The organism is Formivibrio sp. oc-25 (assembly GCF_055810895.1).
This window is the reverse complement of the sequence record NZ_JBVVOL010000025.1, coordinates 13,801-37,341: the sequence shown is the minus strand read 5'-3', so window position 1 is coordinate 37,341 and position 23,541 is coordinate 13,801. Positions and strand designations below refer to the sequence as shown.

Sequence of the window (23,541 nt, the reverse complement as noted above, 5' to 3'; positions counted from 1 at the left end):
GTCTGATTTGACGAAAAATCAGGCTGATTTTGAAGAGGAAGCAGTTTTTTGAAATTCAGGGGTGAAAAACCGAAGGTGGGGTTTGGTTTTTCACCATCCTGCTAAGTACCCGCCCATCGCTTGCTTGCAGGTTTCAGGCGGATTTGAAACGAAATTTGTCCAGGCATGGAGGGCCATGCGGGTGATCCCCGCTGGCCCTCTATGTTTTGAGGAGTGCCTTGGCGAAATGGAACCGCGCATCCATGCGGCCCAGCAGATCGCTGGTTGATTCGGCTTGCCAATCCAGGCCAAGCACGCGCAAGGCATGGTCGGACAGTTCATTGACCTGATTGTCGTCGCGCCAGGGAATATCCAGTCCGTTACTGATTGCTTCTGCCACATGGGTCAGCGCTGCCAGCTTGCCTAGTTCGGGATGATTGTCGGGGTGATGATGGCAGGTAATTGCCTCGACGATTTCCGCCGGCAGGCCCCAGTGCCGGGAAACCAGCTCACCAATCTGACAGTGATCCAGGCCGAAAATTTGCTGCTCGATTTCGCACAGCGGCCGCGGTTGCTGTTCTATGGTGTCGCTGACTTGCTGGTGTAGCGCCGGATGGAGCCAGGACATCCATAGCTTGCCGATATCATGCAGCAGGCCGGCTATCAGGGCATGGTCGACATTCAGCGAGAATTCGCGCGCCAATTCCTGGGCACAGATGCCTACCGCCAGACTGTGTTCCCAGAAAAACCGGCTATTGCGGGTTTGCCTGGAAAGATCGACCAGGCTGGTGGCCAGCACAATTTCCCGCACGCGTCGCATGCCGATGAAGGACACCGCAGCCGAGATGCCGCCCATGCTGCGATGGCCATGTTGCGACGAGCGATTGGCCGCAGACAGTACGTGGCCGGCAATGACCGGATCACGTTGCAGATGATTGACCAGCACGGTGATGCTGGAGTTTTCGTCCTCCAGCGTTTCCAGAATGCGCAAGACAATGCTCGGGAACGCGGGAAGTCTGGACAGACTGGCCAGGACGGCATCGGGCGTGATCGTCATGCTCAGCAGCCTTTGCGGTAAGTCAGCAAAGCGTTGTAAAACGCATGGATTTCCGGCTTGCCCAGATCAGCAAAACGGAAAATCTGTTGCAGTCTGGTTTCCTGTTGCTGCCAATCCTGCAAACGCTCCTCCTCAGTGCGGAGGTCTTCAAGCTCAATGCAGGCATATTCGGCGTGATGTGCTTCCAGTTGCGCCAGACTGGTTTCCGTCAGGAGATGGCCGGCAGGCAGGCGCAGGGTGACTCGTCCGCGTTCGGACAGGATCAAGGGTTTGGCCAGAACCATGTCTACCTCAAGTTCTGGCAAGGAAAGATACCTGCGAAGCTTGTTCATCGATACACCACCCTGTCATGCATGCGGATAGGCACCTGCCATCCTGGTCAATATTAGGATAGTCTGTTATTGCTCCAGGCGCAGCTCTGCTGATCGCGCGTGCGCTTGCAGCCCTTCGCCGTGCGCCAGAATCGAGGCAATTTTGCCCAGATGCTGCGCGCCTGCCGCGGAAACCTGGATCAGGCTGGTGCGTTTCTGGAAATCATAGACACCCAAGGGGCTGGCGAAGCGGGCTGTGCGCGCGGTCGGCAATACATGGTTGGGGCCGGCACAATAATCGCCAAGTGATTCCGAGGTGAACTTGCCCATGAAAATGGCGCCGGCATGCTTGAGTTGCGGCAGCCAGGCTTGCGGGTCGGCTACCGACAATTCCAGGTGCTCGGGTGCGATCCAGTTGGCGATGCGGCAGGCTTCTTCCAGATCGGCAACCTTGATCAGAGCGCCGCGGTTGGTGAGCGAGGCGCGGATGATGTCCTGGCGCGGCATCTGCGGCAGCAGTCGGTCGATGCTGGCGGCAACGCGGTCGATGAAAGCCGCATCCGGGCAGAGCAGGATCGACTGGGCAATTTCATCATGCTCGGCTTGGCTGAACAGGTCCATGGCAATCCAGTCCGGGTCGGTCAGGCCATCGCAGATCACCAGAATTTCCGAGGGGCCGGCAACCATGTCGATGCCGACAATACCGAATACGCTGCGCTTGGCGGCAGCCACATACGCGTTGCCCGGCCCGGTGATCTTGTCGACTTGCGGGATCGATGCGGTGCCGTAGGCCAGTGCCGCGACGGCCTGCGCGCCACCGATGGTGAAGGCCCGCGATACCCCGGCGATATAGGCCGCTGCCAGCACCAGATCGTTTTTCTCGCCACGCGGGGTCGGCACCACCATGATGATTTCTTCTACGCCGGCTACGTGTGCGGGCAGGGCATTCATCAAGACCGAGGACGGGTAACTGGCCTTGCCGCCCGGCACGTAGATACCGACCCGGTCCAAGGGTGTGATTTGTTGGCCGAGTACCGTGCCATCGGCTTCCGTGTACTGCCAGGAACTGGCCTTCTGGTGTTCGTGGTAACGGCGGACACGCTCGGCGGCTGCTTCCAGTGCATTGCGTTGCACCACGGGCAAGCGCTCAAAAGCCGCCTTCAGTTCGGCCTGCGAGAGCTCCAGGTCAGCCATGCTCTGCGCGGCTACCTGATCAAAGCGCTGGGTATATTCGACGACCGCTTCGTCTCCGCGCGCTTTGACATCGGCCAGAATGGCGGCAACCCGCGCTTCGACTTGCGGATCCTGCGAGGTTTCAAAAGCCAGCAGGGCTTGCAGGCTGGATTGGAATTCGGGGGAAGAAGAGTCGAGATGGCGCAGCATGTCGGTATCCGGATAACTTTGAAGGGTTGAAACGATTATAACCGCGATGCGCGAGGCTTACCGTGCCATCAGCTTCAGTCCGTCAACAGGCGACGAAGCTTGCGCCAGCGCACCAGAATGTCACGCACATGTGCGGTGACCGCTTCGCTGTCGAGCATGCCATCCGGCCCCGGCTTAACCTCCGCCAGGTCAACGCCCAGCTGTCCGGCCAGGCTGGCGGCTTCCGGCAACACCTGCAGGGGAGCGTGGCTGGCGTTCGGTTTGGTCGCGCAATAGGGCAGCTGGCAGGCCGGTGCAAATACCGGTTCGGTATCGAGCATGGGAAAAAGGACAAACGGCTGCTCTTCGATTTCCATGGTCAACAGCAAATCATTGCTGCAGATTCGGTCGCTGATGGAAATGGCAATTTCGCCGATCAGGCCAGCGGCTGGCGCGCAGATATCCAGTTGCCAATCCGGGCCGTGCAATCGCACCAAGGGCGTGTCGGCTTCAACCTGTTCACCGGTCTGAACCAACAGCGTGGCGGCAGCGCCGGCTTTATCCAGTTCGGGGGCGCAAATCAGGTGGGTGGTATAAATTGGCGTCATGGATCAAGTCGTGCGTTGATATTAACCAAATCCTGGCCAGAAACCGGCCGGTAAACTACGCGCCAGCGTGATTTGTTGCATTGCAGCGCATTGCGGCAATCCTATAATCGCAGGCTGCCTGATGTCCGGCTTATGTGATTACGCCCAATGACTCGGCGCTGTTTCTGAGGCAGATTGTACAGCGTTTGTGGTGCAAGCAAGGTTCGGGTTTGCCTGGCCTGCGCAGACTGGTGTTTTTGGCCAGAAATGTATTGATTATCCCGTGCATGCCTCCACGCGGATGATCCAAACGCACGGCATTTGATGGGCCTGTTGGCCTTGATGCCCTCGCTAACCGTTCAGGGAAGATAGTCTGAAAATGAAAGATCTGATTCTTGTCATCAACGCTGGTTCATCCAGCATCAAGTTCCAACTGTTTGAAGCTGCTGCTGCTGATCCGATCATGCTGTACAAGGGTCAGATCGACGGCATCTATGTTGATCCGGTTTTTGTGGCCAAGGATGCCGCCGACAACAAGATTGCCAATGAAAAGCTGCCGGCGGACAAGCCCAAGGGCCACGATACTTCGCTGCATCACATCCTCGACTGGCTCAAGGACAAGACCGAAGGCGGCAAGATTTCTGCCATTGGTCACCGTGTCGTGCACGGCGGTACCAAGTTCTCCGAGCCGGTTCTGATCACTCCGGAAGTGATCAAGGAACTCGAAGCCCTGATCCCGCTGGCTCCGCTGCACGAACCGCACAACATCGCCCCGATCAAGATCCTGGGCGATCTGCTGCCGGGCGTTCCGCAAGTGGCCTGCTTCGATACCGCTTTCCACACCACCCAGCCGGAACTGTTCCAGCTCTACGCGCTGCCGTACGAGTTCTCGCAGAAGGAAGGCATCCGCCGCTACGGTTTCCACGGCTTGTCCTATGCCTATATCGCCAGCGTACTGCCGGAACTCGACGCCAAGGCTGCCAAGGGCTGCACCGTGGTTGCCCACCTGGGCAACGGCTCTTCGATGTCCGCACTGAAGGACTGCAAGTGCCAAGCCACCACGATGGGCTTCACCGCGCTCGATGGCCTGCCGATGGGCACCCGTTCCGGCTCGATCGATGCCGGCGTGATCCTGCACTGCATGAACCATCTGAAGATGGATGCCAAGCAGATCGAAGACCTGCTCTACAAGAAATCCGGCCTGCTCGGCATGTCCGGCATTTCCAGCGATATGCGTGAACTGCATGCTTCGACCGAGCCGCGCGCCAAGGCTGCCGTCGACTTCTTCAGCCATCGCATCTCGCGTGAAGCCGCTTCGCTGGCCGCCGCCATGGAAGGCTTCGATGCGCTGGTGTTCACGGCCGGTATCGGTGAAAACGACGACATCGTTCGCGCCGACGTCTGCAAGCAACTGGCCTGGCTCGGCATCGAGATCGATCTGGAAGCCAACGCCAAGCGCTCGGGCGAGCCGCGCAAGATCTCCACAGCCAACAGCAAGATCGCTGTGTGGATCATCCCGACCAACGAAGAAATCATGATCGCACGTGCAGCCGTCAAGCAAGTTGCCTGATCGTTGATCTGATCCTGCGAAAGGCCGATGGGGAGACCTGTCGGCCTTTTGTTATTTGTTCTTCATCTTCGCCGGGCAAACTCTTTTGCTTGCCAGAATGCCCGGTGGTTTCTAGCATTAACGCATTTGCCCTTGAGAGCGTGTGCCATGCAGGAAATTGAAGTCGTCATCGACAATGATATCGAGCCCAAGCGCTGCAGTGCCGGCTGTGGCTGGCAGTGGATCAACGACGCTTTTGTCCTGTTTCTGCGTGCGCCATTGCAGTGGATGGTGATTACGCTGGTCGCCTCCATGGCGTTCTTGCTGGGCTCATCCATCCCCGTCATCGGCTGGTTTTTGAGCACTCTGCTGCTGCCCTTGCTGGTGGGAGGGCTGGTCCGGATTGCGCGCAATTCGGTCAACAATCAGCAGCCGCCGGTGCTGATGGAGTTGTTCAGCACCTTTTCCGAGCCGGTTGAACTGTTGAAAATCGGCCTGTTTTATATTGCTGGCGTATTGGCGGTGATTGTCGTGCTGGCGGCGTTCATGTTTTTTTCGTTCGAACTGGGTTTGATGCCCAAGCCAACGCCGGAACTGTTGCAGGAACGTGGCTTGCTGTCGATGTGGCCATTCCTGCTCATGTTTTTTTCCAGTATCTCCATGGTGTACAGCGCCTATTTCTTCGCGCCCACGCTTGTGGTGCTGCACGGCTTGTCGGCGCGCGATGCCTTGCGTTTGTCCTTTCTGGGCTTCTGGCGCAACTGGCGTCCGATCCTGATCATGGGCTTTATCGGAATCTTTCTGCTGACACTGGCCATGCTGCCGTTCATGCTCGGCTTGCTGGTAGCACTGCCGGTCATGTTGTTGACTTCCTACACCAGCTATACGGATATCTATGAAGACTGAAATGCCACACGGCTCCGGCTCGGAAAGCCCGTTCAAGGGCAAGACCGGATTGCGGCGCATTCTGAATGCGTTGGGCTATTCGCTGGATGGCCTGGCTGCCGCCTGGCGCAATGAATCTGCATTTCGCCAGGTCACCTTGCTGGCCGTTGCCGGCGCTATCTCCTGTATCGTATTGCCACTGCCGGCTTGGGGGCGGGCGGTGTTGATCGGCAGCCATCTTGGCTCACTGATCGTGGAATTGCTCAATTCGGCGATTGAGGCGGCTGTCGACCATACTTCGCTGGCACATCACGAATTGGCCAAGCGAGCCAAGGATCTGGGCAGCGCCGCGCAGCTGGTATGCCTGATCAATCTGGTATTGATGTGGGTAGTGGTGTTGCTGGCTTGAATCGCAATCACTTTTCGCCGACGGGATGCATGCCGATGTCGGCAAGCAGGACATTCAGTGCGGCATCGGACATCATGATTTCCACCAGGCACAACACAAGCGAGATCATCATCAGCACCAGGCTGAAAATGAACAGCAGGTAAGCGGCAAAAGCCTCGTTCAGGGCAAAACTTACCGTTGAAACAATGCACAACAGCAGGCTGGCCACGCCTGCCGCCTGCATCCAGCGTATCAGCCAGACCCGACGGCGCAGATTGTCCAGCTGGCGCAAGATGCTCTCGTTGGGATCGCGCCGATGGGTATCGTGCAATTGACGGATGATGCTGGAGATCGCCAGGAACCGGTTGGTATAGGCGAGTAACAGCAGCGATACGGCAGGGAAGAGTAGTGAAGGGGTGGTAATGCTGAAACTATCCATCCTGAAGTGGCTTTCCAAATTCCTTGATGACATGCTGCTGGCGTCGGCTTACCGGCAGTCGTTCCGCCAGATTATGCAATACCGCGACCCAGCGAGCTTCTCCGCCGGATTGTACCTCACGTTCAAAACCTGCGATGGCATCGCGCGCAAGCAGACAGTTGCGATGAATGCGCAGGAAGCGTGAGCCGAACTCCTGCTCGATATGGGTCAGGGAATCTTCCAGCAGGTATTCGCGGGAAAGGGTGCGCAAGGTGATGTATTTTTGCTCGGCCTTCAGATAGATCGCATCACTGACCGGGATAAGATGGACCCGGCCGCGTTCCGTTACGCTGAAATGGGTGCGGGCACCGTTGGATGCGCCGGCACTGGTGGGGCGGGATTGGCGTAGCTCCTCGACCCGGTGCAGTGCTGCCAGCAGACGTTCCTGGCGAATGGGCTTGAGCAGATAATCCACGGCGCGCACATCAAAGGCGGCCACGCCGTAGTCCTCAAACGCCGTGGCAAAGATGACCAGCGGCGGGTGTGCCAGACCCAGCAGGCGGCGGGCGACTTCAATGCCGCTCATCTGCGGCATCTGGATATCGAGAATGACCACATCGGCGTGGGTGTCGGCCAGCTGTGCCAATGCCGTCATGCCGTTGGCTGCCGTGCCGACTATCTCGTGAGGAAATGCTTCCATGCAATCGGCCAAGAGATCCTTCAGCCGATTGAGGGCAGGCATTTCATCGTCCACCAGAAAAATGCGCAGTGGTTTTTGCATCGGCAATCTCCTGATAAGGCAGCACGATATGGACCAGAAACTGGTCCGCCAGGACTTTGGTTGTCAGCATGGCTGCCGCATCAAAATGTAAAAGCAGGCGCTCCCGAACGTTTTCCAGCGCCATGCCGTTTCCGTTTCGTTTTCCGCCCCCCTTTTCTGGCAAGGGATTGCGGATATCTATGTGAACCTCGTCGCGTGACTGAAAAATATTGACCCGGATCACGCCCGGTGTCAGCGAGGGCTCTATTCCATGATAGACAGCATTTTCAAGAAGTGGCTGCAAAATCAAGGGCGGAATGGCCGCCATGGACGGCATATTGTCGATAAACCACTCCTGTATCAGGCGCTCACCCAGCCGGACCTTTTCTATTTCCATATAGCCTTGTGCCAGCTCCACTTCACGTGCCAGGGTGGAAAGCCCCTGCTGCCTGCCCATGGCCACGCGGAACAGGTCGGAAAGATTTTCCAGCAAGGTTTCGGCACGCAGCGGATCGGACCGGATCAATGACAGTACGGCATTGAGGCTGTTGAAGAAAAAATGCGGGCGGATGCGTGCCTGCAGCGCAGCCAGACGGGCTTCGCTCACCCGTGGTGACAGCGCGCGCATCCAGAGCCGGTAGTAGGCCAGCAGCCCGAATGCGGTCAAGCCGGCAGCAAATTCATAACGCCACGGCAAGGGCTGCATCAGTGATTCGGTGATATCGCCATACAGCAGGCGGACCAGCCAGGCGCTGGACATGGCCAACAGCACACACAGGACGACGCCATGATGGTAAGGCTGGCGTGCCAGCCATGGCGACAGGAGTGCGAGCATAGCCAGTGCAAGCAGCAGCATGGGCTCGCACCACAGCGCTGCGGCAAACAGTTGCTCCAGCCAGCTGGCCCAGTCAGGCACCACCATCAGCAGATGAAACATCAAGCCGATATTGACCCCGACCAGTGCACGGGCGATGACCCCGACATTGCGAAAGTCGGGCAGTCTTGGTTCTATCAAGTCTGCTTTTGTCATGTCTCGCTCTTTATGCTTTCATGGTGTATAAACTTCATGAAATATTTTTATTGGGATTGAAATGACATGACGCTTGCCATCGTGCAATCCCGCGCACTGCACGGTGTGGCGGCCGATCCTGTCGTAGTGGAAGTCCATCTGGCCAATGGTCTGCCAGCTTGCAATATTGTTGGCCTGGCCGAGGCAGAAGTACGCGAATCGCGTGATCGGGTGCGTGCGGCTCTTATGGTAGCCGGTTTTGAATTTCCAAACAGGCGTATCACCGTCAACTTGGCTCCGGCCGATCTGCCCAAATCGGCCGGACATTTTGATCTGCCCATCGCGATCGGGATTCTGGCAGCCAGCGGCCAGCTGCCGACGGACAAGCTTGCAGATTATGAATTCGCCGGCGAGCTGGGATTGACCGGTGAGCTGCGGGAAATTCACGGTGCCTTGGCCTTGGCGATTGCTGCTGCCAGGGCCGACCGCACCCTGATCATCAGCAGCGCCAGTGCGCCCGAAGCCGCATTGGTTGGCCAGGCACGCATTCTGGCAGCAGATCACCTGTTGTCGGTGTGCCGCCATCTTGCTCTGGTCGAGCCGCTACCTGCCGCCGAATATCGTCCGGAGGCTACTGCTGCAGCCTATCCCGACCTGTCGGATGTCAAAGGGCAGCAGCATGCCAAACGCACACTCGAAATTGCGGCGGCAGGTGGCCATTCGCTACTGATGATCGGCCCGCCAGGCACCGGAAAATCAATGCTGGCCCAGCGCATGCAAGGGTTGCTGCCACCGATGACCGCCGAGGAGACGCTGGAGGCCGCCACGGTGCAATCCTTGAGCCGGAGCGGGCTGGATGTCCGGCAATACGGCAGGCGTCCCTTCAGATCGCCGCACCATACTTCGTCGGCCGTCGCGCTTGTGGGGGGAGGGAGCACTCCTCAACCGGGAGAGGTATCACTGGCGCACCATGGCGTACTGTTTCTGGACGAGTTGCCGGAGTTCGAGCGCAAGGTGCTCGAAGTGTTGCGCGAGCCGATGGAAAATGGCCGCATCCTGATTTCCCGCGCGGCACACCAGGCCGAGTTTCCGGCACGATTCCAGCTGCTGGCGGCAATGAATCCGTGTCCATGCGGCTACTTTGGCCATCCGCAACATGCATGCCGCTGCACCCCAGATCAGATTAATCGCTATCGTTGGCCATCTTCAAAGTTATCCAGAAATTTCATCAAAGTTAGAGTCAAACCTCGACGATTGGCCCATTCAGCCAGAACTCTATCCCGGAAAGTCGAGCAGGCAACGAGACCGCCGTAGTTAGCGCACAAGGGCTGCTCACTGTGCCTATTAGTTGCACGCCCTTACAGGCAGGAACGTCAGTCTCCTGGTTTCACTCCATTCACAATAAAGCGCCCAGTTAGCCACTGGGCTTGAACCCCCGAGGCGGGCACATGTTCCGCAATGAGCGCGGAAGCACTTCATGTGAGTGGATTTACACCAAAGTGGCGGCCATCCTTTGTCATAGAGCTAATCCCAGAAGGCCCATATGTCAGAGATAACGAGCTTTTCGTTCTTACCAAGGCTGACGAGTGATAATGGCTTGGCAAAGAGAGGAAAGCCATACTTCATCTCAATTTCGGTCAACTGAAGTCTCCGAATACTACTGCATAACATTTGACGTGAGATGCGGCCGGAGCCGCGAAGCTGCGGAGGAAATTTGCAGGCACAGCTTGCAAACTGTCCCTCTCGAGGGAATTGTTAACAGCAGGAATCGATCAATACAGTGCCGTAGCCCTTTTATCTGCTCAGACTAAGATTGTAGGTGACATCTGAATCGCAACGGAAACCTTCAAAACTGGCTCCAATCGACGATGTTATGCAGGTCAGCGACCAGTAGCAACGGCCGAGGAGTTGGTTGATGTTGCGTGCACGGGCCCAGAGAGTCTCTGCACTCGAAAGTGACACTCAACAAAGCAGACTTGAACAAGACAACAAGGAAATTCAGGTGAGCGAACAAGAAGCTCAAGTACGTGCATTGCAAGGCTTTGACCCGGCAGTCCTATTCGAAAAGGGCTTCGACTTGGGCTGCGCTGACCTCGTAATAGGAGGCTCTTTGCGAGAGGTAGTTGGTCGCATCACGGCAGCCCTCCTATTCGGGGCAACCGACAAAGACGGGCATCGTGTCTTCAGAGGCGCCACCATCCTTCTGCCGCCAGCGGAAACGACGACGGTCACTGAGGAAACAGTGTTCTCAGCATTGCTGAGGGCAACCCAGGAACTGCGCGGACATCCCGTCGATATTGAGGAGGAGAATGTTCTACGGCGTATCATCCGGGTGCTGAATGCTCCCTCGCTCGAGGTCGCAGACTTGATTCCCATCGTGGAGGAACAGGGCCTACGCAGGCTCATCGCAGTCGCCGAGGCGAGCCGCTTTCGGGACCACACTGTCAATTTTCCAGTCGCGTTCGGGGCAACTGCCACGCGACTTCCTGAGGATCGTTGGACGCCTCATGTGACGTCGCTGTGTCGCCAGCTCGTCCCAACTCTCCAACGTATGGACTGTTATGCCATGGTGCACGTGCGGGAAGTTCCCGCTCATAAGCCGAGAAATCAGCAGCAGCTTCTGTCGGTAGACGGCTGCTATGTCCTCGAATTGACCTATGAAAACGACATGGAGGAGGTGCTCGCAGCCCGCACCGAGGGCTGGGTACTAATGACGGTTCAAGGTCGGCTTGAAGAAGTGATGACGGAGCTTGATGGATTGGGCCTTTCTGAAGGGACCAAGCTGCACACGCTCGTCCAGCTTGTGAACCGAACGGGGCAAAAAAGTAACACCCTAGTTCTCCTCAGGCGACTACAGCCCCATCTGCCTGCGCTTCCGTTAGAAGTCGCTATCCAGGTCGCCAAAATCGCGGTTCAGGCCGGCGACGAGGACCTAGCGGAGGAGCTGTTGCCTGAGGACCCTGACGGTATCGTTGACTACATTTGGCTCGAAGAGGGGCTGGAAGTTGCCACCCAGCTCGAAGACAACGACCGCATCGCGAAATTCGATGCTCGGTTGGAAGCGCTTGTGCCGGGCTCTGAGCGACTGCGAGAAAACCGCGACCGTCGGCTTCTGATGAACTGCCAAGAGGCAAGATCTGGTGAGCAGCATCGATTCACAACAGCGGGCTTCACTGCACACCATCTGGAATTGCAGGGACGGCTGTCGGCATTTCAGCCGAGCTACGACGCGGCCATCGAAGTAGCTCGGTCTTTGGGTCAGGAGTGGTGGGAACTTGCGGTCGTGTGCTGTGCGATACACGCGATGAGCGTCGGCAGGTTCCGAGAGGCGGCCGACGCTGCGAGCATCATCACGACGTCCGAAGCCTATGGAAGGCAAGCCACGCAAGTTCTGCTTTTCTCCATTCGCTCAATGATGCTGCGGGAGCTGGTGCCAAACGAAGAGCGCGACTACTACCGGGGACTCTTTCAATCCGCATTCGAGTTCTTGGCTCGTTATCCGGCCGACGATGGCGTCCGGTCGAACCTCACAACGCTCCTATCCGTCGAATCCTGTGGCGACCAAGGTGTCCCTCTCATCGCTTTGACCATGCTTGACCTGGCAGAACGCGGAATCGCACTGCCACCGTCGATGGCGATGCCGGCGGATACCAAAGCCGACTTGCTTAACGAGGAAGTAACAACCTCCATAGCCAACGCTCTTCTCTGGATGGGTGGGATCGGGGGGGGTGAGCCCGGTGTGACCATCATCCCTCGAGAGCTTATCGTCGCGTCTCCGGACGATGTTGTCGACGCACTCGGGCAGCTGGCTCAACGAACGAGCGGACAGGAGGGAGAGGACACTGACCTAGTCTTCATAGAAAAGCTTGTCTTTATCGCTTGCGCTGTGTGTCCTCACGCGACGCGGGAGCGCGATGACGACATTCGCTTGATGCGACTGCTTGCGGCGCAGTTTGCAACGGCAGGTCAGTTTCAGCGCGCACGAGACTTCGCCGCGCAGATTTTGCTGATGGGGCAGACTTCGCCGCTTCGGCAGCGGTTGGCGTGGGCGGCATTTGCCGACGTCTATCACCGTTGCCGGAACCATGTCGTCTCGCTTGTGGGTATGGCTTGCGCGCTCGCGACCGACGTCACTGTCCCCAAAGCGGACCTGTGGCAGGAGGTGTATGCCATCCATCGCATCCTGCGAGACCTTGGCCTCTTCGACCTCTCCCGTCAGTTCTTTCCAGCGATGAAGAAACTCCTGGGAGATCTAGGTTTTGACCCGGATACCGACTCTCGGGTTGTTGCTGCTGATCTTGGCTTGCAGCTCATGCAGGCTCAAAATGCCTCCCTGGATAAGCTGCAAGAGCTTCTCGCCAAAATTTCCGCGGCCTCCGAGAGTGCGCTGGGTGACAGGAACCGCCTGTTTCCCCTCGCGGTGCTTCTTGGCCAAGCGGCCGCCAAGGTCGCAGCTGTCGGCGGGACAGTGCCTCCGGCTACGCGGGCGATTCTTGAAACGGCGCTTCAGCAAGTTGGGAACAAGGTCGCGAACACAATCAAGACCATCTCTGCGGAGAAGCCCTCTGCCGACGACGTTCTGGCGATGTTCAACGAAGTGCAACGCGCGGCCTTCGCTGTGGATGTCGCACGCGACTATGCCTACATCGGGCTGGCGGCAAGACGTCTCTTGGACGTTGGTCCTCAAGGCACTATCGTCAGTTCCGAGGCGGCGTTCGCGGTCGAGTTGCTTGCCGACCAAACCGTAAAGCTCCCATCCGACGCGCCTGTGATGACGCTGGACTGGGTGACGCAATACGCCTTTGAACTCAATGATACCGGCTGCGATGTTGTATTCATGGCCTTGGACGATAAGGGTGAACTGTCGGTCACGCACGTCGCAGACCGGGAGGCTCGCGCAGTAGAACAGCCACGGCAGGATCAGACGTTCCGGCAGCGTTTTGATGCTTGGCTGGTGGAGTTTCCGAGGCAATACGGAACAGTCGACCGATGCGACGGCAACAACATCTTCTACCTCACGATGGAGCGGCTGGACGTTCGCTTCCCACGAGCCGAAAGGCTAATAGTCGTAGCGGAGCCTGTGCTCCAGCAGTTGACTGCCAACCTGGTCGTCATGCAGCCCGACGATGGTGGCTGGGGCTACCTAGCAGGAGCGCAGTGTTCCATCGGAGCGGTGCCTTCGTTGACCTGGTTTGCTGCGGCGAGAGCTACGCAGCGATCCGGAAAAACGAGCTACAAGGCTTGGATTTCCGCCGAACTGGACTCGAAGCTTGAAGATGGCCCGAACGTGGGCGACCGCAATGGCGTCGAGGCAAGCGAAGCTGACTCCGCAAAGACGCTTGACGTTGCGCTAAGCCGTCTCAGCGGAAGCTTCGAGGAGTTCGGGTTTGCCGTCGACACCGGCCGACGGCTTCCGCGTGACATGAAGGATGCAGGTCTCGCCGTGGTGACTGCGCATGGGGGACTCAGCAGTGACGGACGCTACCTGCATAGCATCCGCGATGACGGAGAACTTGTGGAGGCACCTTCTGCTCTGGCGAGCGCGCTCGCAGGAGTCGAGCTGGTCATTCTTTTTGTGTGCAGTGGCGGGCGGATCGACAAGAATCCCTGGGACAACTCGACCACCAGCCTGCCTAAGCAGCTTCTCAATGGGGGCAGTCGGGCGGTAATCGCATCACCCTGGCCACTCAACGTGCTAGTCACATACAACTGGCTCGATCCATTTCTGATAGCTTGGGAAGAGGGCGCCTCCGTCATTGATGCTACGAAGAGGGCGAACGACGCTGTTGCTAAACACTTCGGAGACGTCCCACAGTACTCCCTTGCAATGCGCGTATACGGTGATGTCCTACTGACCCGCATGGGTTAGTCCGTGCAGGGAGCCGGTAACAACTTATAATCTGCGATTGGGGGCACCGGCAAGCGAATCAACGTCAGACTGGCCTGCCTGGCCTTTGGCATCAGCGAGACGTGCTATCGCTACCAGCCGAAGCTTGCCTCAGTGAATGATGAGATTGCCGATCTGCTGGTTCGGCTGACGCATAACCAGCGCAACTGGGGTTTTGGCCTTTGCTTTCTGTACTTGCGTAATGTCAAGGGCCACCACTGGAACCACAAGCGGGTGTATCTGATTTACCGCGAACTGGAACTTAACCTACGCATCAAGCCCAGGAAACGGATCGTTCGAGAGAAACCCGAACCACTGATGGTGCCTGAGCATATCAATACGCGCTGGTCGATGGGTTTCATGCACGACCAATTGGCAGATGGTCGCAGCTACCGCTTGCTGAATCTCATCGATGATTTCAATCGCGAGGCGCTTGCCATGGAAATTGATCTGTCATTACCCGCGGAGCGCGTGGTCCGGACGCTAGAGCAGATCATCGAGTGGCGAGGCAAACCTCAGGCGATTCGCAGTGATAACGGCCCTGAATATATCGGCCATACCGTACGTTCCTGGGCGGAAAAACAGGGTATCCGGTTGGAATATATTCAGCCAGGCAATCCACAGCAGAATGCCTACGTGGAACGCTACAACCGGACGGCGCGCTATGACTGGCTGAGCCATTACCTGTTTGAATCGATTGCTGAAGTGCAGGAATTCGCGACGAACTGGTTATGGTCTTACAATCATGAACGGCCCAATATGGCACTGGGAGGCATCACGCCGAAACAGAAGCTGGCTTTGGCTATATAACCTCTACTTTTGGCAGCTGCTAAAAATGGGGGGATTACCGATCTACAATGCAAGAAAAGGCAGAAATCTGCCGGTCAACGAGCAAGGTGTGCAGCCCAAGCCGCTGCGGCGTCTGCTGCGGCGCGGGCCTGGCGGGCTGCAGCACTAAGCGCTGCGTGGGCTTCGAGCTCAGCAGCATTGGCCGAAAGTTGAGCGACGCGATATGCAACATAGTCAGTATCACTGGCGTGCTGTATGAGTGAGTGATCGAGCTTCGAGATCATGTCATTCTCTTGTTATGGAGTGGTGGGTTAGAAACATCTGTTCACATACCTGTATAGCGCCGCATGCATTCAAGGTGTATGTGCCGGATAAATATTTTGCCGGATTATAGGTGGCAGGAGGGTGCTTCAACGGGGGGCACAAGACCCAGCCAATATTTCCAACTCCATGGTTGGTCTCCTTCGCTGCCATTCGATCTAATTGAGATTACTTTGTACTGAGATAGACGGAAGTATTACTGAGCCATCGTTTCAAGGTGACTTCATCCGAAAACTTGACCCGCTGACCAGCAGTGATGGACGTGATGGCGCGATGGATAGCACGAGCCTGCTCAAGTTTGGTTTCCTGGCTGCAGTACTGACTGGTTGTCTTGCTGTAACGAATGGCTGCTTCTCCCAACTGAGCTTCGGCATCAAGTAGCAATTTCTCAGCTTTCTGTGCGTATTTTATAGGCTCAGCTCGAACCAGATTTAGAACCGTGGCATCCATGCTGGATCTCTCATTATGATTACATGGATTGTAGATTTTTCTTTCAGCTTCTGAGTATATAAATAGCCTCTCAGTCATTGGATCGGTTTTGATCCATCATCGTGCCACCGGCAAATCCTCCCATCGGGTTGTCCAAGAGGGCGAAAGGCTGTTCGGCTCTTCGTTTAATCATTGAATTCAGATTAACAGTGCAGAATTTATTCAAATTTCGGTTAGGCTCACATGCTGTAATTCGCTGAAAGTAAGATCTTTACCTGTTAGTTCAATTTTGAAGATGGCCAATCGTGGCCGAATCTCCGGCCCCTTGCTTGACCGGATCGATCTGGTGATCGAAGTACCGGTCGTGCCCGAGCAAACCTTGCTTGCCGTAGCCGATGGCGAGTGCAGTGCCACAGTGCAGACGCGTGTTTGCCTGGCGCGCGTCAGGCAGATCGAACGACAGGGTGTGGCCAATCATGCGCTGGGCTCCAAGGAAATCGACAGTCATTGCATGCCGGATTCAGCTGGGCGTGAATTACTCAGCGCAGCCATTGCCAAACTCGGGCTTTCCGCCCGAGCCAGCCATCGTATTTTGCGTGTGGCGCGTACCGTTGCCGATCTGGATGGTGCTGCTCGAGTAGAAGCAAAACACCTGGCGGAGGCCATCCAGTATCGAAGATCGCTGAGTCGGGCTTGAGAAATCGGTCTTGAATCTTGCAGGGACAGCGCCTAGACTCCCCGGCTGATTATTCCGCGTTCCACGTGAAACATGGCTGCTGCTCCCAAATACGACGAATCTTCGGTCAAGGTTCTGAAAGGTCTTGATCCAGTCAGACACCGGCCGGGTATGTATACCCGAACCGATAATCCGCTGCACATCTGTCAGGAAGTCATCGACAACGCGGCGGATGAGGCGCTCGCCGGGCATGCCACGCGCATCGATGTGACGCTGTACCGCAATCAGACTATGAAGGTTGCTGATAACGGTCGCGGCATCCCGGTTGGCATCCATCCGGAGGAGGGTGTGCCGACCGTGCAGGTGGTATTCACGCAACTGCATGCCGGTGGCAAATTCGACAAGAAATCGGGCGGCGCTTATGCGTTCTCGGGTGGCTTGCACGGCGTGGGTGTCTCGGTGACCAATGCACTGACCACGCAATTGATTGTTGAGGTCAAGCGCGAAGGGCAGCAGCACCGTATCGAATTTGGTGGCGGAGAAGTGGTTGATCCGCTCAAGGTTGTGGGTTCCTGTGCCAAGAAGGATACGGGCACAACCGTGTTTGTTGCACCTGATCCCAAGTATTTCGATGGCCCGGCGATTCCCGTTGGCGAACTGGAACACTTGCTCAAATCCAAAGCCGTGCTGCTGCCCGGTTTGATTGTTACCCTGCAGCTTGAACAGGCCAACGGTGAATTCATTGCGCGGGAATGGTGCTATCCGGATGGTCTTACCGGCTACGTGGGTGAGTTGGTTGCCGGCTATACCCAGCTGATCCCCATCTTCAAAGGCGAAAAATACATCGGTGAGGATGACGAAACCTTCGCGCCCGGTGAAGGCTGTGCCTGGGCGCTGACCTGGACCGAGGATGGCCCGGTCAGCCGTGAGTCGTATGTGAATCTGATTCCGACGCTGGCTGGTGGCACGCATGAATCTGGCCTGCGGGACGGGGTATTCCAGGCGGTCAAAACCTTTATCGATTTTCATAACCTGTTACCCAAAGGTGTCAAGCTGCTGCCGGAAGATCTGTTCAGCCGCTGCACCTTTGTGCTGAGCGCCAAGGTGCTTGATCCGCAATTCCAGGGGCAAACCAAGGATAAGCTCACCAGTCGCGATGGGCTGAAGCTCGTCTCGCTGATGGTGAAGTCTCCATTCGAACTCTGGTTGAACGAGCATGTCGATCTCGGCAAGAGGCTGGCCGAGATCGCGATCCGAGCCGCACAGGCGCGACAAAAGAATGCACAAAAGGTCGAAAAGAAAAAATCCTCTGGCGTGGCTGTGCTGCCGGGCAAGCTCACCGATTGCGCCAGCGATGAAACCGAGCGCTGCGAATTATTCCTGGTCGAAGGGGATTCGGCCGGTGGCTCGGCCAAGTTGGGGCGGGACAAGGATTACCAGGCCATCTTGCCCTTGCGCGGCAAGGTGCTCAATACCTGGGAGGTCGATCGTGACCAGATTTTCGCCAACAACGAAGTGCACGATATCGCTGTGGCCATTGGCGTGGATCCCCACACGCTGGATGGTCCGGCTGACTTGTCCGGTTTGCGCTATGGCAAGATCATTATCATGTCCGATGCCGATGTTGATGGCTCGCATATCCAGGTATTGCTGCTGACCCTGTTCTATCGTCATTTCCCGCAACTCATCTCGCATGGGCATATCCATGTTGCCCAGCCACCGCTGTACCGGGTCGATGTGGCAGGTGCAGGCAAGAACAAGCCGCCACGCAAGTTTTACGCGCTTGATGAGGGCGAGCTCAATGCCATCCTCGACAAGTTGCGTGCGGAAAAGATCCGCGAGGGTGCCTGGAGTATCAGTCGCTTCAAGGGGCTGGGTGAAATGAACGCAGAGCAGCTGTTCGAGACCACCATGAATCCGGATACCCGCCGCATGTTGCGCGTGGCAGTGCATCAGGACGTATCCGGCAATACACGCGACCTGATGCATATGCTGATGGGCAAGAGTGAGGCCAGCAGTCGGCGGGCTTGGCTGGAGGCGCGGGGCAATGAAGTTGAGGCCGATATCTGACATGAAAGTCTATCTGGCCGGGCCAGGCGTGTTCCGCCAGGATGCGCAAGCTTGGGGTAAAAGGCTGGTGGCGGCGTGTGCGACCAACGCTATCCAGGGTTTGTATCCGCTTGATGGTGAGTTGCCTGATACGTGCAGTGAAAAGCAAGCACTGCGGCGCTGGATCTTTGCCAATAATTGCACACTGATACGACAAGCCGATGCCGTATTCGCCGACCTGCGCGCTTTCCGCTCCCTGGCTGAACCCGATTCCGGCACAGCGTTCGAAGTCGGATTTGCCCATGCACTGGGCAAGCCGGTCTGGTTGTGGCTGCCTGACTGCCGCCCGGATGCCTCCCTGATCAATCGCTTGCCTTGCAGCAGGCAGGCCAGCGTCTGGCTGGATGACAGCGGATGGGTGGTTGAAGACTTCGCTGCACCGATCAATCTGATGTTGTGGGATGCGGCGGCAGGCGTGAGTTTTGATGCTCAACCGGAAGAAGCCATTGCTTCTATGGCTTCGTGGCTTGGTAAAAAACCTATAACGGTTTCACGTGAAACATGACTCAAGATAACCAACCTGATCTATTGAATCTTCTGGAAGAGATGCCTGCCGATGCCCATGGTGGCGGAGGCAAGCGCTTTATCGAGGCCCAGGTATCGCTGCAGCCCGATGACGGTGAATCCGTTCAGCTTGGTTTGTATGCGGAAAAAAGCTACCTCGAATATGCGATGAGCGTGGTCAAGAGCCGTGCCTTGCCGCAGGTCGAGGATGGCCAGAAACCGGTGCAGCGGCGCGTGTTGTATGCCATGCACGAGCTTGGCTTGGCTCACAATGCCAAGCCGGTCAAATCCGCGCGAATCGTGGGTGAGGTCCTCGGCAAATATCACCCGCACGGCGACCAGTCGGCCTACGATGCACTGGTGCGCATCGCCCAGGATTTCTCCTTGCGCTATCCGCTGATCGATGGTCATGGCAATTTTGGCTCGCGCGATGGCGATGGTGCTGCGGCGATGCGTTATACCGAAGCACGCCTCACCCCGATTGCCGAGTTGTTGCTGGCCGAGATCGACAAGGGAACAACCGATTTCATTCCCAATTATGATGGCGCATTTGAAGAGCCTGTGCTGCTACCGGCGCGTTTGCCAGTGCTGTTGCTCAATGGGGCTTCCGGCATTGCCGTCGGCATGGCAACCGAAATTCCATCGCACAATCTGGGCGAGGTTGCCGAAGCTGCCGTTGCATTGATCCGCAATCCTGCGTTATCGGTCAGCGATTTGATGACTTATCTGCCCGGCCCGGATTTGCCAGGTGGTGGCCAGATCATTTCGGCCCAGCGCGATATCCTGGGTGCTTATGAAGCAGGTCGTGGCTCATTGAAAGTACGTGCGCGCTGGGAGAAGGAAGAGCTTGCGCGTGGGCAGTGGCAGATTGTCGTGACTGAATTGCCGCAAGGGACTTCGGCGCAGAAGGTGCTCGAGGAAATCGAGGATCTGACCAATCCGAAGATCAAGAAAGGCAAAAAGGCCCTCAGCCAGGAACAGGTGCAGACCAAGCAGCTGATGCTCTCGGTGCTGGATCGCGTGCGCGATGAGTCCGGCAAGGATTGCCCGGTACGCCTTGTCTTCGAGCCCAAGTCATCGCGCCAAAGCCCGGATGACTTGATGACACTGCTGTTGGCACATACCTCGCTGGAAAGCAGCCTGCCAATCAATATGGTGATGATCGGCCGCGATGGCCGTCCGGCGCAGAAATCACTGAAATCGGTGCTGCAGGAATGGATTGATTTCCGCTTCCAGACCGTAACCCGCCGCACGCAGCATCGACTGGGTCAGGTTAATGATCGTATTCATATCCTGGAAGGTCGGCTGATTGTCTTCCTGAATATCGATGAAGTGATTCGCATCATCCGTGAATCGGACGAACCCAAGGCCGCATTGATCGCCCGCTTCAGTCTGTCTGATCGCCAGGCTGAGGACATCCTTGAAATTCGCCTGCGCCAGCTGGCGCGTCTGGAAGGTATCAAACTTGAGCAGGAACTGGCTGAGCTGAAATCCGAAAAGGAAGAGCTGGAGCATCTGCTTGCCAATTCTGCTGCCATGCAGAAGCTGATCATCAAGGAGATCGAAGCCGATCGGAAGAAGTATGCCGATCCGCGCCGTACCCTGATCGAAGAAGCTGAAAAAGCGGTGATCGACGTGGCAGTAGTGGATGAGCCAACCACCATTATCTTGTCGGACAAAGGCTGGTTGCGTAGTCGCCAGGGACATGGAATCGATCTGCAATCTTTGTCGTTCAAGGATGGTGACAAACTGCTCGCTGTCATTGAATGCCGTACCGTGGACCAGCTGGTGCTGTTTGGCAGTGACGGGCGTGCCTATACCATTGCCGCATCCAGTGTGCCGGGCGGGCGTGGGGATGGTGTTCCTGTGACCACACTCGTGGATCTGGCTGCCAAGTCGAAGATTACGCAAATGATCAGCGGCAGCCAGCAGGATTGGCTGGTGATCGCCAACAGCGCGGGCTACGGTTTTACCTGTCAGTTCGAGAACCTGTTGTCACGCCAGAAAGCCGGCAAGAGTTTCATTACGCTGGAAGCGAGCGAGACCTTGCTCAGGGTTTCTGCCTTTGTTCCACGTGAAACCTCACTGGTGGCTTGCCTGGCTAAGTCGGGCAAATTGCATCTGTTCCCACTGCAGGAATTCAAGCAGCTGGCCGGGGGAGGGCGCGGTGTGATCACCATGGCATTGGATGACAAGGATAGTCTGTCTGCCATTACCATTTGTGACGGGGTGACCTTGAAGCTTTCTGGTACGGGCCGGGGCAGCAAGCCGATAGAGCTGATACTGGATGCCAATGAGATGGCGCCTTATATCGGCAAGCGCGCCAGACGCGGCAAACCCATCAATGCCGGGCTGAAATTCCCCGGTTTTTGATAAAAAAGGCCACACATTCCTGTGTGGCCTTTTGTTTGTGTGTGATCGATCTACATCGACCCAATGAAATCCATTTTCCCCAGCGGAACCCCATTGTGACGCATGATGGCGTACGCCATGGTGATGTGAAAGTAGACATTGGGCTGGGCAAAATGCAATACGTAGAATTCACCCTTCATTGGCCTGTCCGGCATCCATGGCAGGATGATTTCCCGATCTGCAGCGCCGGCAAAAGCGGCTTCGCTTGATCCGGCGATATAAGCAATCGTCGTGGCGATACGTTCCTTGAGCTGGGCAATGCTGGTTTCATCGTCGGCAAAGGTTGGTGCGCTTTCACCGGTCAGGCGTGCCACGCAAAACTTGGCCATATCCGTTGCTACCTGAACCTGCTTGATCAGGGGGTACATGTCTGGATACAGGCGGGAATTCAGCAAAATGCTTTCGTCGAATTTCTTGATATGGGCATATTCAGCGCCCTTGTCGAGAATGCCGGACAGGTTGCTGAGAGCGCGTACGAAGGCCGAAACGGTTGCCTGACGGTAGGTCATGGTCATGATGAGGCTCCCAGGGCTGGATCGGGCTGTTTCACGTGAAACAGATCGGAAAACTGGCGCGCCGCCTTGCCAATATCCGGCGCATCAAACAATGCGGCAATCACGGCAATGCTATCGGCACCGGCAGCGATAACCTCGGCTGCGTTGTGCAGGGTAATGCCGCCGATGGCAACAATCGGCACGGCTAGCTCGGCACGTGCCTGCCGGATCAGATCGAGGCTCGCACGTCTGGCGAGCGGCTTGGTGCCGGAAGGGAAAATCGCGCCAAATGCCACATAATCAGCTCCGGCAGCTGCTGCAGCACGGGCGCAGGTCAGGTCGTTATAGCAGGAAGCACCAAGCAGCATGCTCTCCGGCATTCGGCTGCGCGCAGCCAGCAAGTCGCCATCATCACCGCCCAGATGCACGCCGTCAGCCCCGACAGCCAGTGCCAGATCGAGATCATCATTGATGATCAGCGTGATGCCATGTTCGCGCGTGATTCGACGCAAGGCCAAAGCCTGTTCTTTGGCGAGCAGGGCATCGGCTAGCTTGTTGCGGTATTGCAGTATGCCGGTTCCGTTTGCCAGTACCTGTCCGGTTTTTTCCAGCAGGCTTGCCGTGTCGGATAGATCCGGTGTGATCGCGTAAAGGCCGTGAATCATCAAGCAGTTTCTCCTGGGGTATCGTCGTCATCCTGATGTGCCCAAAACAGGCGATCAGGAATGCGCTGGCCCATGCCCGGGCGGTAGGCATTCGATAGTGCTTGCCAAGTATATTCCTGCGCTTCCTTGACTGCAGTGGCAATATCGGCACCGCTGGCCAGCATCGCGGCCAGCGCAGTGGCCAGCGTGCAGCCTGCGCCGTGGTAGCTGCCGGGCAGGCGCGTATGGTTATGGCTGCTGACACGCCCCATTTCGGAATAAAGTGCATTGATGACATCCGGCGTGTTTTCATGGGTGCCGGTGATCAAGACATACTGGCATCCCGCCTGGATCAACCGGCTGGCCGCCAGGTCGAGTGGCAGTTCTTCCTGCTCATCCGGCTCGTCTGCTGCCAGGTGCCTGGCTTCGATACTGTTGGGTGTCATGATCAGCGTGTGCGGCAACAGCAGTTCACGCATGGCGCTGATATATTCCTCCTCGTTCAGGGCATCGCCGTGGATGCCGGAGAGGATCGGGTCCAGGATCAGTGGAATCTCCGGGTAATCCGAAGCAATGCCGGCAATCACGGCCAGGTTTTCCACGCTGCCGATGGCGCCAACCTTGATGGCATGCACCGGCATGTCTTCCAGAACATAGCGCGCCTGCTCATCCAGCCATTCGGCCTCGACAGGCATGAAGTCTGCAAGGCTGGCCGTGTCCTGCACGCTTAGTGCCGTGACGACGGGCAAGGCGTGACACCCGAGTGAAGCCAGGGTCAGTACATCGGCAGCCAACCCGGCTCCGCCAGACGGATCATTAGCGGCTAAAACCAGTACTGCGGGCGGCTTGAAACTCATGGCAAGCAATCAACTCTATTACGTTTAAAATGCAATTTTACCCTAGCAATCACGAGGGGCCGCGAAATGAAGCAGAAACTTTGTCTCCTGTTTGTAGCAGGCTTGCTGGCGGGA

19 protein-coding genes and 3 pseudogenes are annotated in these 23,541 nt (G+C 56.9%); 10 read left to right on the top strand and 12 right to left on the bottom strand.

What is annotated here, in order from left to right:
- Positions 1-199: 199 nt before the first annotated feature.
- From AC0KVQ_RS13600 to AC0KVQ_RS13585, 4 genes are all read right to left on the bottom strand, one after another.
- Positions 200-1,036 carry an HDOD domain-containing protein gene (locus tag AC0KVQ_RS13600; protein ID WP_473421710.1) on the bottom strand — a complete coding sequence of 279 codons (837 nt, stop codon included), beginning with the start codon at positions 1,034-1,036 and terminating at the stop codon, positions 200-202.
- 2 nt (positions 1,037-1,038) lie between these two features.
- Entirely contained in the window at positions 1,039-1,368 is a 330-nt protein-coding gene (locus tag AC0KVQ_RS13595) for a hypothetical protein (protein ID WP_473421709.1), read from the bottom strand.
- Positions 1,369-1,434: 66 nt separating this feature from the next.
- Positions 1,435-2,730: a histidinol dehydrogenase gene (gene hisD / locus AC0KVQ_RS13590; protein ID WP_473421708.1), complete on the bottom strand. Its 1,296-nt coding sequence runs from the start codon at positions 2,728-2,730 to the stop codon at positions 1,435-1,437.
- 74 nt (positions 2,731-2,804) lie between these two features.
- Complete coding sequence (locus AC0KVQ_RS13585; RefSeq protein WP_473421707.1) at positions 2,805-3,317, bottom strand: hypothetical protein; 513 nt, start codon at positions 3,315-3,317, stop codon at positions 2,805-2,807.
- Between the two features lie 358 nt (positions 3,318-3,675).
- Here AC0KVQ_RS13585 and AC0KVQ_RS13580 point away from each other — a divergent pair, with 358 nt between their 5' ends.
- From AC0KVQ_RS13580 to AC0KVQ_RS13570, 3 genes are all read left to right on the top strand, one after another.
- Positions 3,676-4,866, top strand: a complete 1,191-nt coding sequence (locus AC0KVQ_RS13580; RefSeq protein WP_473421706.1) for an acetate/propionate family kinase — start codon at positions 3,676-3,678, stop codon at positions 4,864-4,866.
- 147 nt (positions 4,867-5,013) lie between these two features.
- Complete coding sequence (locus AC0KVQ_RS13575; protein WP_473421705.1) at positions 5,014-5,751, top strand: BPSS1780 family membrane protein; 738 nt, start codon at positions 5,014-5,016, stop codon at positions 5,749-5,751.
- A gap of 1 nt (position 5,752) precedes the next feature.
- Positions 5,753-6,139 (top strand): diacylglycerol kinase, encoded by a 387-nt coding sequence (locus AC0KVQ_RS13570; protein ID WP_473421704.1) that lies wholly within the window; start codon positions 5,753-5,755, stop codon positions 6,137-6,139.
- A gap of 7 nt (positions 6,140-6,146) precedes the next feature.
- Here the strand turns inward: AC0KVQ_RS13570 and AC0KVQ_RS13565 are convergent, their stop codons facing one another.
- The 3 genes from AC0KVQ_RS13565 to AC0KVQ_RS13555 are packed head-to-tail and all read right to left on the bottom strand — an operon-like array spanning position 6,147 to position 8,326.
- Positions 6,147-6,557, bottom strand: a complete 411-nt coding sequence (locus AC0KVQ_RS13565) for a DUF2721 domain-containing protein (protein ID WP_473421703.1) — start codon at positions 6,555-6,557, stop codon at positions 6,147-6,149.
- A complete protein-coding gene (locus tag AC0KVQ_RS13560) occupies positions 6,550-7,317 on the bottom strand; it encodes a LytR/AlgR family response regulator transcription factor (protein WP_473421702.1) in 768 nt (255 codons plus the stop codon). Before AC0KVQ_RS13560 ends, AC0KVQ_RS13565 begins: the two co-directional genes overlap by 8 nt.
- Positions 7,280-8,326 carry a sensor histidine kinase gene (locus AC0KVQ_RS13555; RefSeq protein WP_473421701.1) on the bottom strand — a complete coding sequence of 349 codons (1,047 nt, stop codon included), beginning with the start codon at positions 8,324-8,326 and terminating at the stop codon, positions 7,280-7,282. Before AC0KVQ_RS13555 ends, AC0KVQ_RS13560 begins: the two co-directional genes overlap by 38 nt.
- A 66-nt stretch (positions 8,327-8,392) precedes the next feature.
- Here AC0KVQ_RS13555 and AC0KVQ_RS13550 point away from each other — a divergent pair.
- The 3 genes and pseudogenes from AC0KVQ_RS13550 to AC0KVQ_RS13540 all read left to right on the top strand — a co-directional run.
- Positions 8,393-9,523: pseudogene (locus AC0KVQ_RS13550) on the top strand (YifB family Mg chelatase-like AAA ATPase); the annotation flags it as partial.
- 697 nt (positions 9,524-10,220) lie between these two features.
- Positions 10,221-14,174 carry a hypothetical protein gene (locus AC0KVQ_RS13545; protein WP_473421700.1) on the top strand — a complete coding sequence of 1,318 codons (3,954 nt, stop codon included), beginning with the start codon at positions 10,221-10,223 and terminating at the stop codon, positions 14,172-14,174.
- 57 nt (positions 14,175-14,231) lie between these two features.
- Positions 14,232-15,002 (top strand): annotated as a pseudogene (locus AC0KVQ_RS13540) (IS3 family transposase); the annotation flags it as partial.
- 468 nt (positions 15,003-15,470) lie between these two features.
- Here AC0KVQ_RS13540 and AC0KVQ_RS13535 read toward each other — a convergent pair.
- Both AC0KVQ_RS13535 and AC0KVQ_RS13530 read right to left on the bottom strand, forming a co-directional pair.
- Positions 15,471-15,752, bottom strand: coding sequence for a hypothetical protein (locus tag AC0KVQ_RS13535; protein ID WP_473421699.1), 282 nt, complete (start codon positions 15,750-15,752; stop codon positions 15,471-15,473).
- Between the two features lie 96 nt (positions 15,753-15,848).
- Positions 15,849-15,905: pseudogene (locus AC0KVQ_RS13530) on the bottom strand (DUF4113 domain-containing protein); the annotation flags it as partial.
- A gap of 121 nt (positions 15,906-16,026) precedes the next feature.
- On the opposite strand from AC0KVQ_RS13530, the gene AC0KVQ_RS13525 reads away from it, so the two are divergent.
- The 4 genes from AC0KVQ_RS13525 (at position 16,027) to parC (ending at position 21,393) form a co-directional block, all read left to right on the top strand.
- Positions 16,027-16,428 (top strand): magnesium chelatase subunit ChlI family protein, encoded by a 402-nt coding sequence (locus AC0KVQ_RS13525; RefSeq protein WP_473421698.1) that lies wholly within the window; start codon positions 16,027-16,029, stop codon positions 16,426-16,428.
- A 72-nt stretch (positions 16,429-16,500) separates the two neighbouring features.
- Complete coding sequence (parE, locus tag AC0KVQ_RS13520; protein WP_473421697.1) at positions 16,501-18,477, top strand: DNA topoisomerase IV subunit B; 1,977 nt, start codon at positions 16,501-16,503, stop codon at positions 18,475-18,477.
- Position 18,478: 1 nt separating this feature from the next.
- A complete protein-coding gene (locus AC0KVQ_RS13515; RefSeq protein ID WP_473421696.1) occupies positions 18,479-19,021 on the top strand; it encodes a nucleoside 2-deoxyribosyltransferase in 543 nt (180 codons plus the stop codon).
- On the top strand, positions 19,018-21,393 hold the full coding sequence (gene parC / locus AC0KVQ_RS13510) for a DNA topoisomerase IV subunit A (RefSeq protein WP_473421695.1): 2,376 nt from the start codon (positions 19,018-19,020) through the stop codon (positions 21,391-21,393). Before AC0KVQ_RS13515 ends, parC begins: the two co-directional genes overlap by 4 nt.
- A 50-nt stretch (positions 21,394-21,443) precedes the next feature.
- Here parC and AC0KVQ_RS13505 read toward each other — a convergent pair whose 3' ends face one another.
- From AC0KVQ_RS13505 to thiD, 3 genes are read right to left on the bottom strand one after another with little or no spacing between them, the layout of a single operon-like run.
- Entirely contained in the window at positions 21,444-21,947 is a 504-nt protein-coding gene (locus tag AC0KVQ_RS13505) for a DUF1993 domain-containing protein (protein WP_473421694.1), read from the bottom strand.
- On the bottom strand, positions 21,944-22,591 hold the full coding sequence (gene thiE / locus AC0KVQ_RS13500) for a thiamine phosphate synthase (protein ID WP_473421693.1): 648 nt from the start codon (positions 22,589-22,591) through the stop codon (positions 21,944-21,946). Before thiE ends, AC0KVQ_RS13505 begins: the two co-directional genes overlap by 4 nt.
- Positions 22,591-23,427, bottom strand: a complete 837-nt coding sequence (gene thiD / locus AC0KVQ_RS13495; protein WP_473421692.1) for a bifunctional hydroxymethylpyrimidine kinase/phosphomethylpyrimidine kinase — start codon at positions 23,425-23,427, stop codon at positions 22,591-22,593. Before thiD ends, thiE begins: the two co-directional genes overlap by 1 nt.
- Positions 23,428-23,541: the final 114 nt, after the last annotated feature.

Bases quoted from the DNA above. Each gene is read 5' to 3' on its own strand.
- AC0KVQ_RS13600 (WP_473421710.1), bottom strand. From the start codon at position 1,036: ATGACGATCACGCCCGATGCCGTCCTGGCCAGTCTGTCCAGACTTCCC.
- AC0KVQ_RS13595 (WP_473421709.1), bottom strand. From the start codon at position 1,368: ATGAACAAGCTTCGCAGGTATCTTTCCTTGCCAGAACTTGAGGTAGAC.
- hisD (WP_473421708.1), bottom strand. From the start codon at position 2,730: ATGCTGCGCCATCTCGACTCTTCTTCCCCCGAATTCCAATCCAGCCTG.
- AC0KVQ_RS13585 (WP_473421707.1), bottom strand. From the start codon at position 3,317: ATGACGCCAATTTATACCACCCACCTGATTTGCGCCCCCGAACTGGAT.
- AC0KVQ_RS13580 (WP_473421706.1), top strand. From the start codon at position 3,676: ATGAAAGATCTGATTCTTGTCATCAACGCTGGTTCATCCAGCATCAAG.
- AC0KVQ_RS13575 (WP_473421705.1), top strand. From the start codon at position 5,014: ATGCAGGAAATTGAAGTCGTCATCGACAATGATATCGAGCCCAAGCGC.
- AC0KVQ_RS13570 (WP_473421704.1), top strand. From the start codon at position 5,753: ATGCCACACGGCTCCGGCTCGGAAAGCCCGTTCAAGGGCAAGACCGGA.
- AC0KVQ_RS13565 (WP_473421703.1), bottom strand. From the start codon at position 6,557: ATGGATAGTTTCAGCATTACCACCCCTTCACTACTCTTCCCTGCCGTA.
- AC0KVQ_RS13560 (WP_473421702.1), bottom strand. From the start codon at position 7,317: ATGCAAAAACCACTGCGCATTTTTCTGGTGGACGATGAAATGCCTGCC.
- AC0KVQ_RS13555 (WP_473421701.1), bottom strand. From the start codon at position 8,326: ATGACAAAAGCAGACTTGATAGAACCAAGACTGCCCGACTTTCGCAAT.
- AC0KVQ_RS13545 (WP_473421700.1), top strand. From the start codon at position 10,221: ATGTTGCGTGCACGGGCCCAGAGAGTCTCTGCACTCGAAAGTGACACT.
- AC0KVQ_RS13535 (WP_473421699.1), bottom strand. From the start codon at position 15,752: ATGGATGCCACGGTTCTAAATCTGGTTCGAGCTGAGCCTATAAAATAC.
- AC0KVQ_RS13525 (WP_473421698.1), top strand. From the start codon at position 16,027: ATGGCCAATCGTGGCCGAATCTCCGGCCCCTTGCTTGACCGGATCGAT.
- parE (WP_473421697.1), top strand. From the start codon at position 16,501: ATGGCTGCTGCTCCCAAATACGACGAATCTTCGGTCAAGGTTCTGAAA.
- AC0KVQ_RS13515 (WP_473421696.1), top strand. From the start codon at position 18,479: ATGAAAGTCTATCTGGCCGGGCCAGGCGTGTTCCGCCAGGATGCGCAA.
- parC (WP_473421695.1), top strand. From the start codon at position 19,018: ATGACTCAAGATAACCAACCTGATCTATTGAATCTTCTGGAAGAGATG.
- AC0KVQ_RS13505 (WP_473421694.1), bottom strand. From the start codon at position 21,947: ATGACCATGACCTACCGTCAGGCAACCGTTTCGGCCTTCGTACGCGCT.
- thiE (WP_473421693.1), bottom strand. From the start codon at position 22,591: ATGATTCACGGCCTTTACGCGATCACACCGGATCTATCCGACACGGCA.
- thiD (WP_473421692.1), bottom strand. From the start codon at position 23,427: ATGAGTTTCAAGCCGCCCGCAGTACTGGTTTTAGCCGCTAATGATCCG.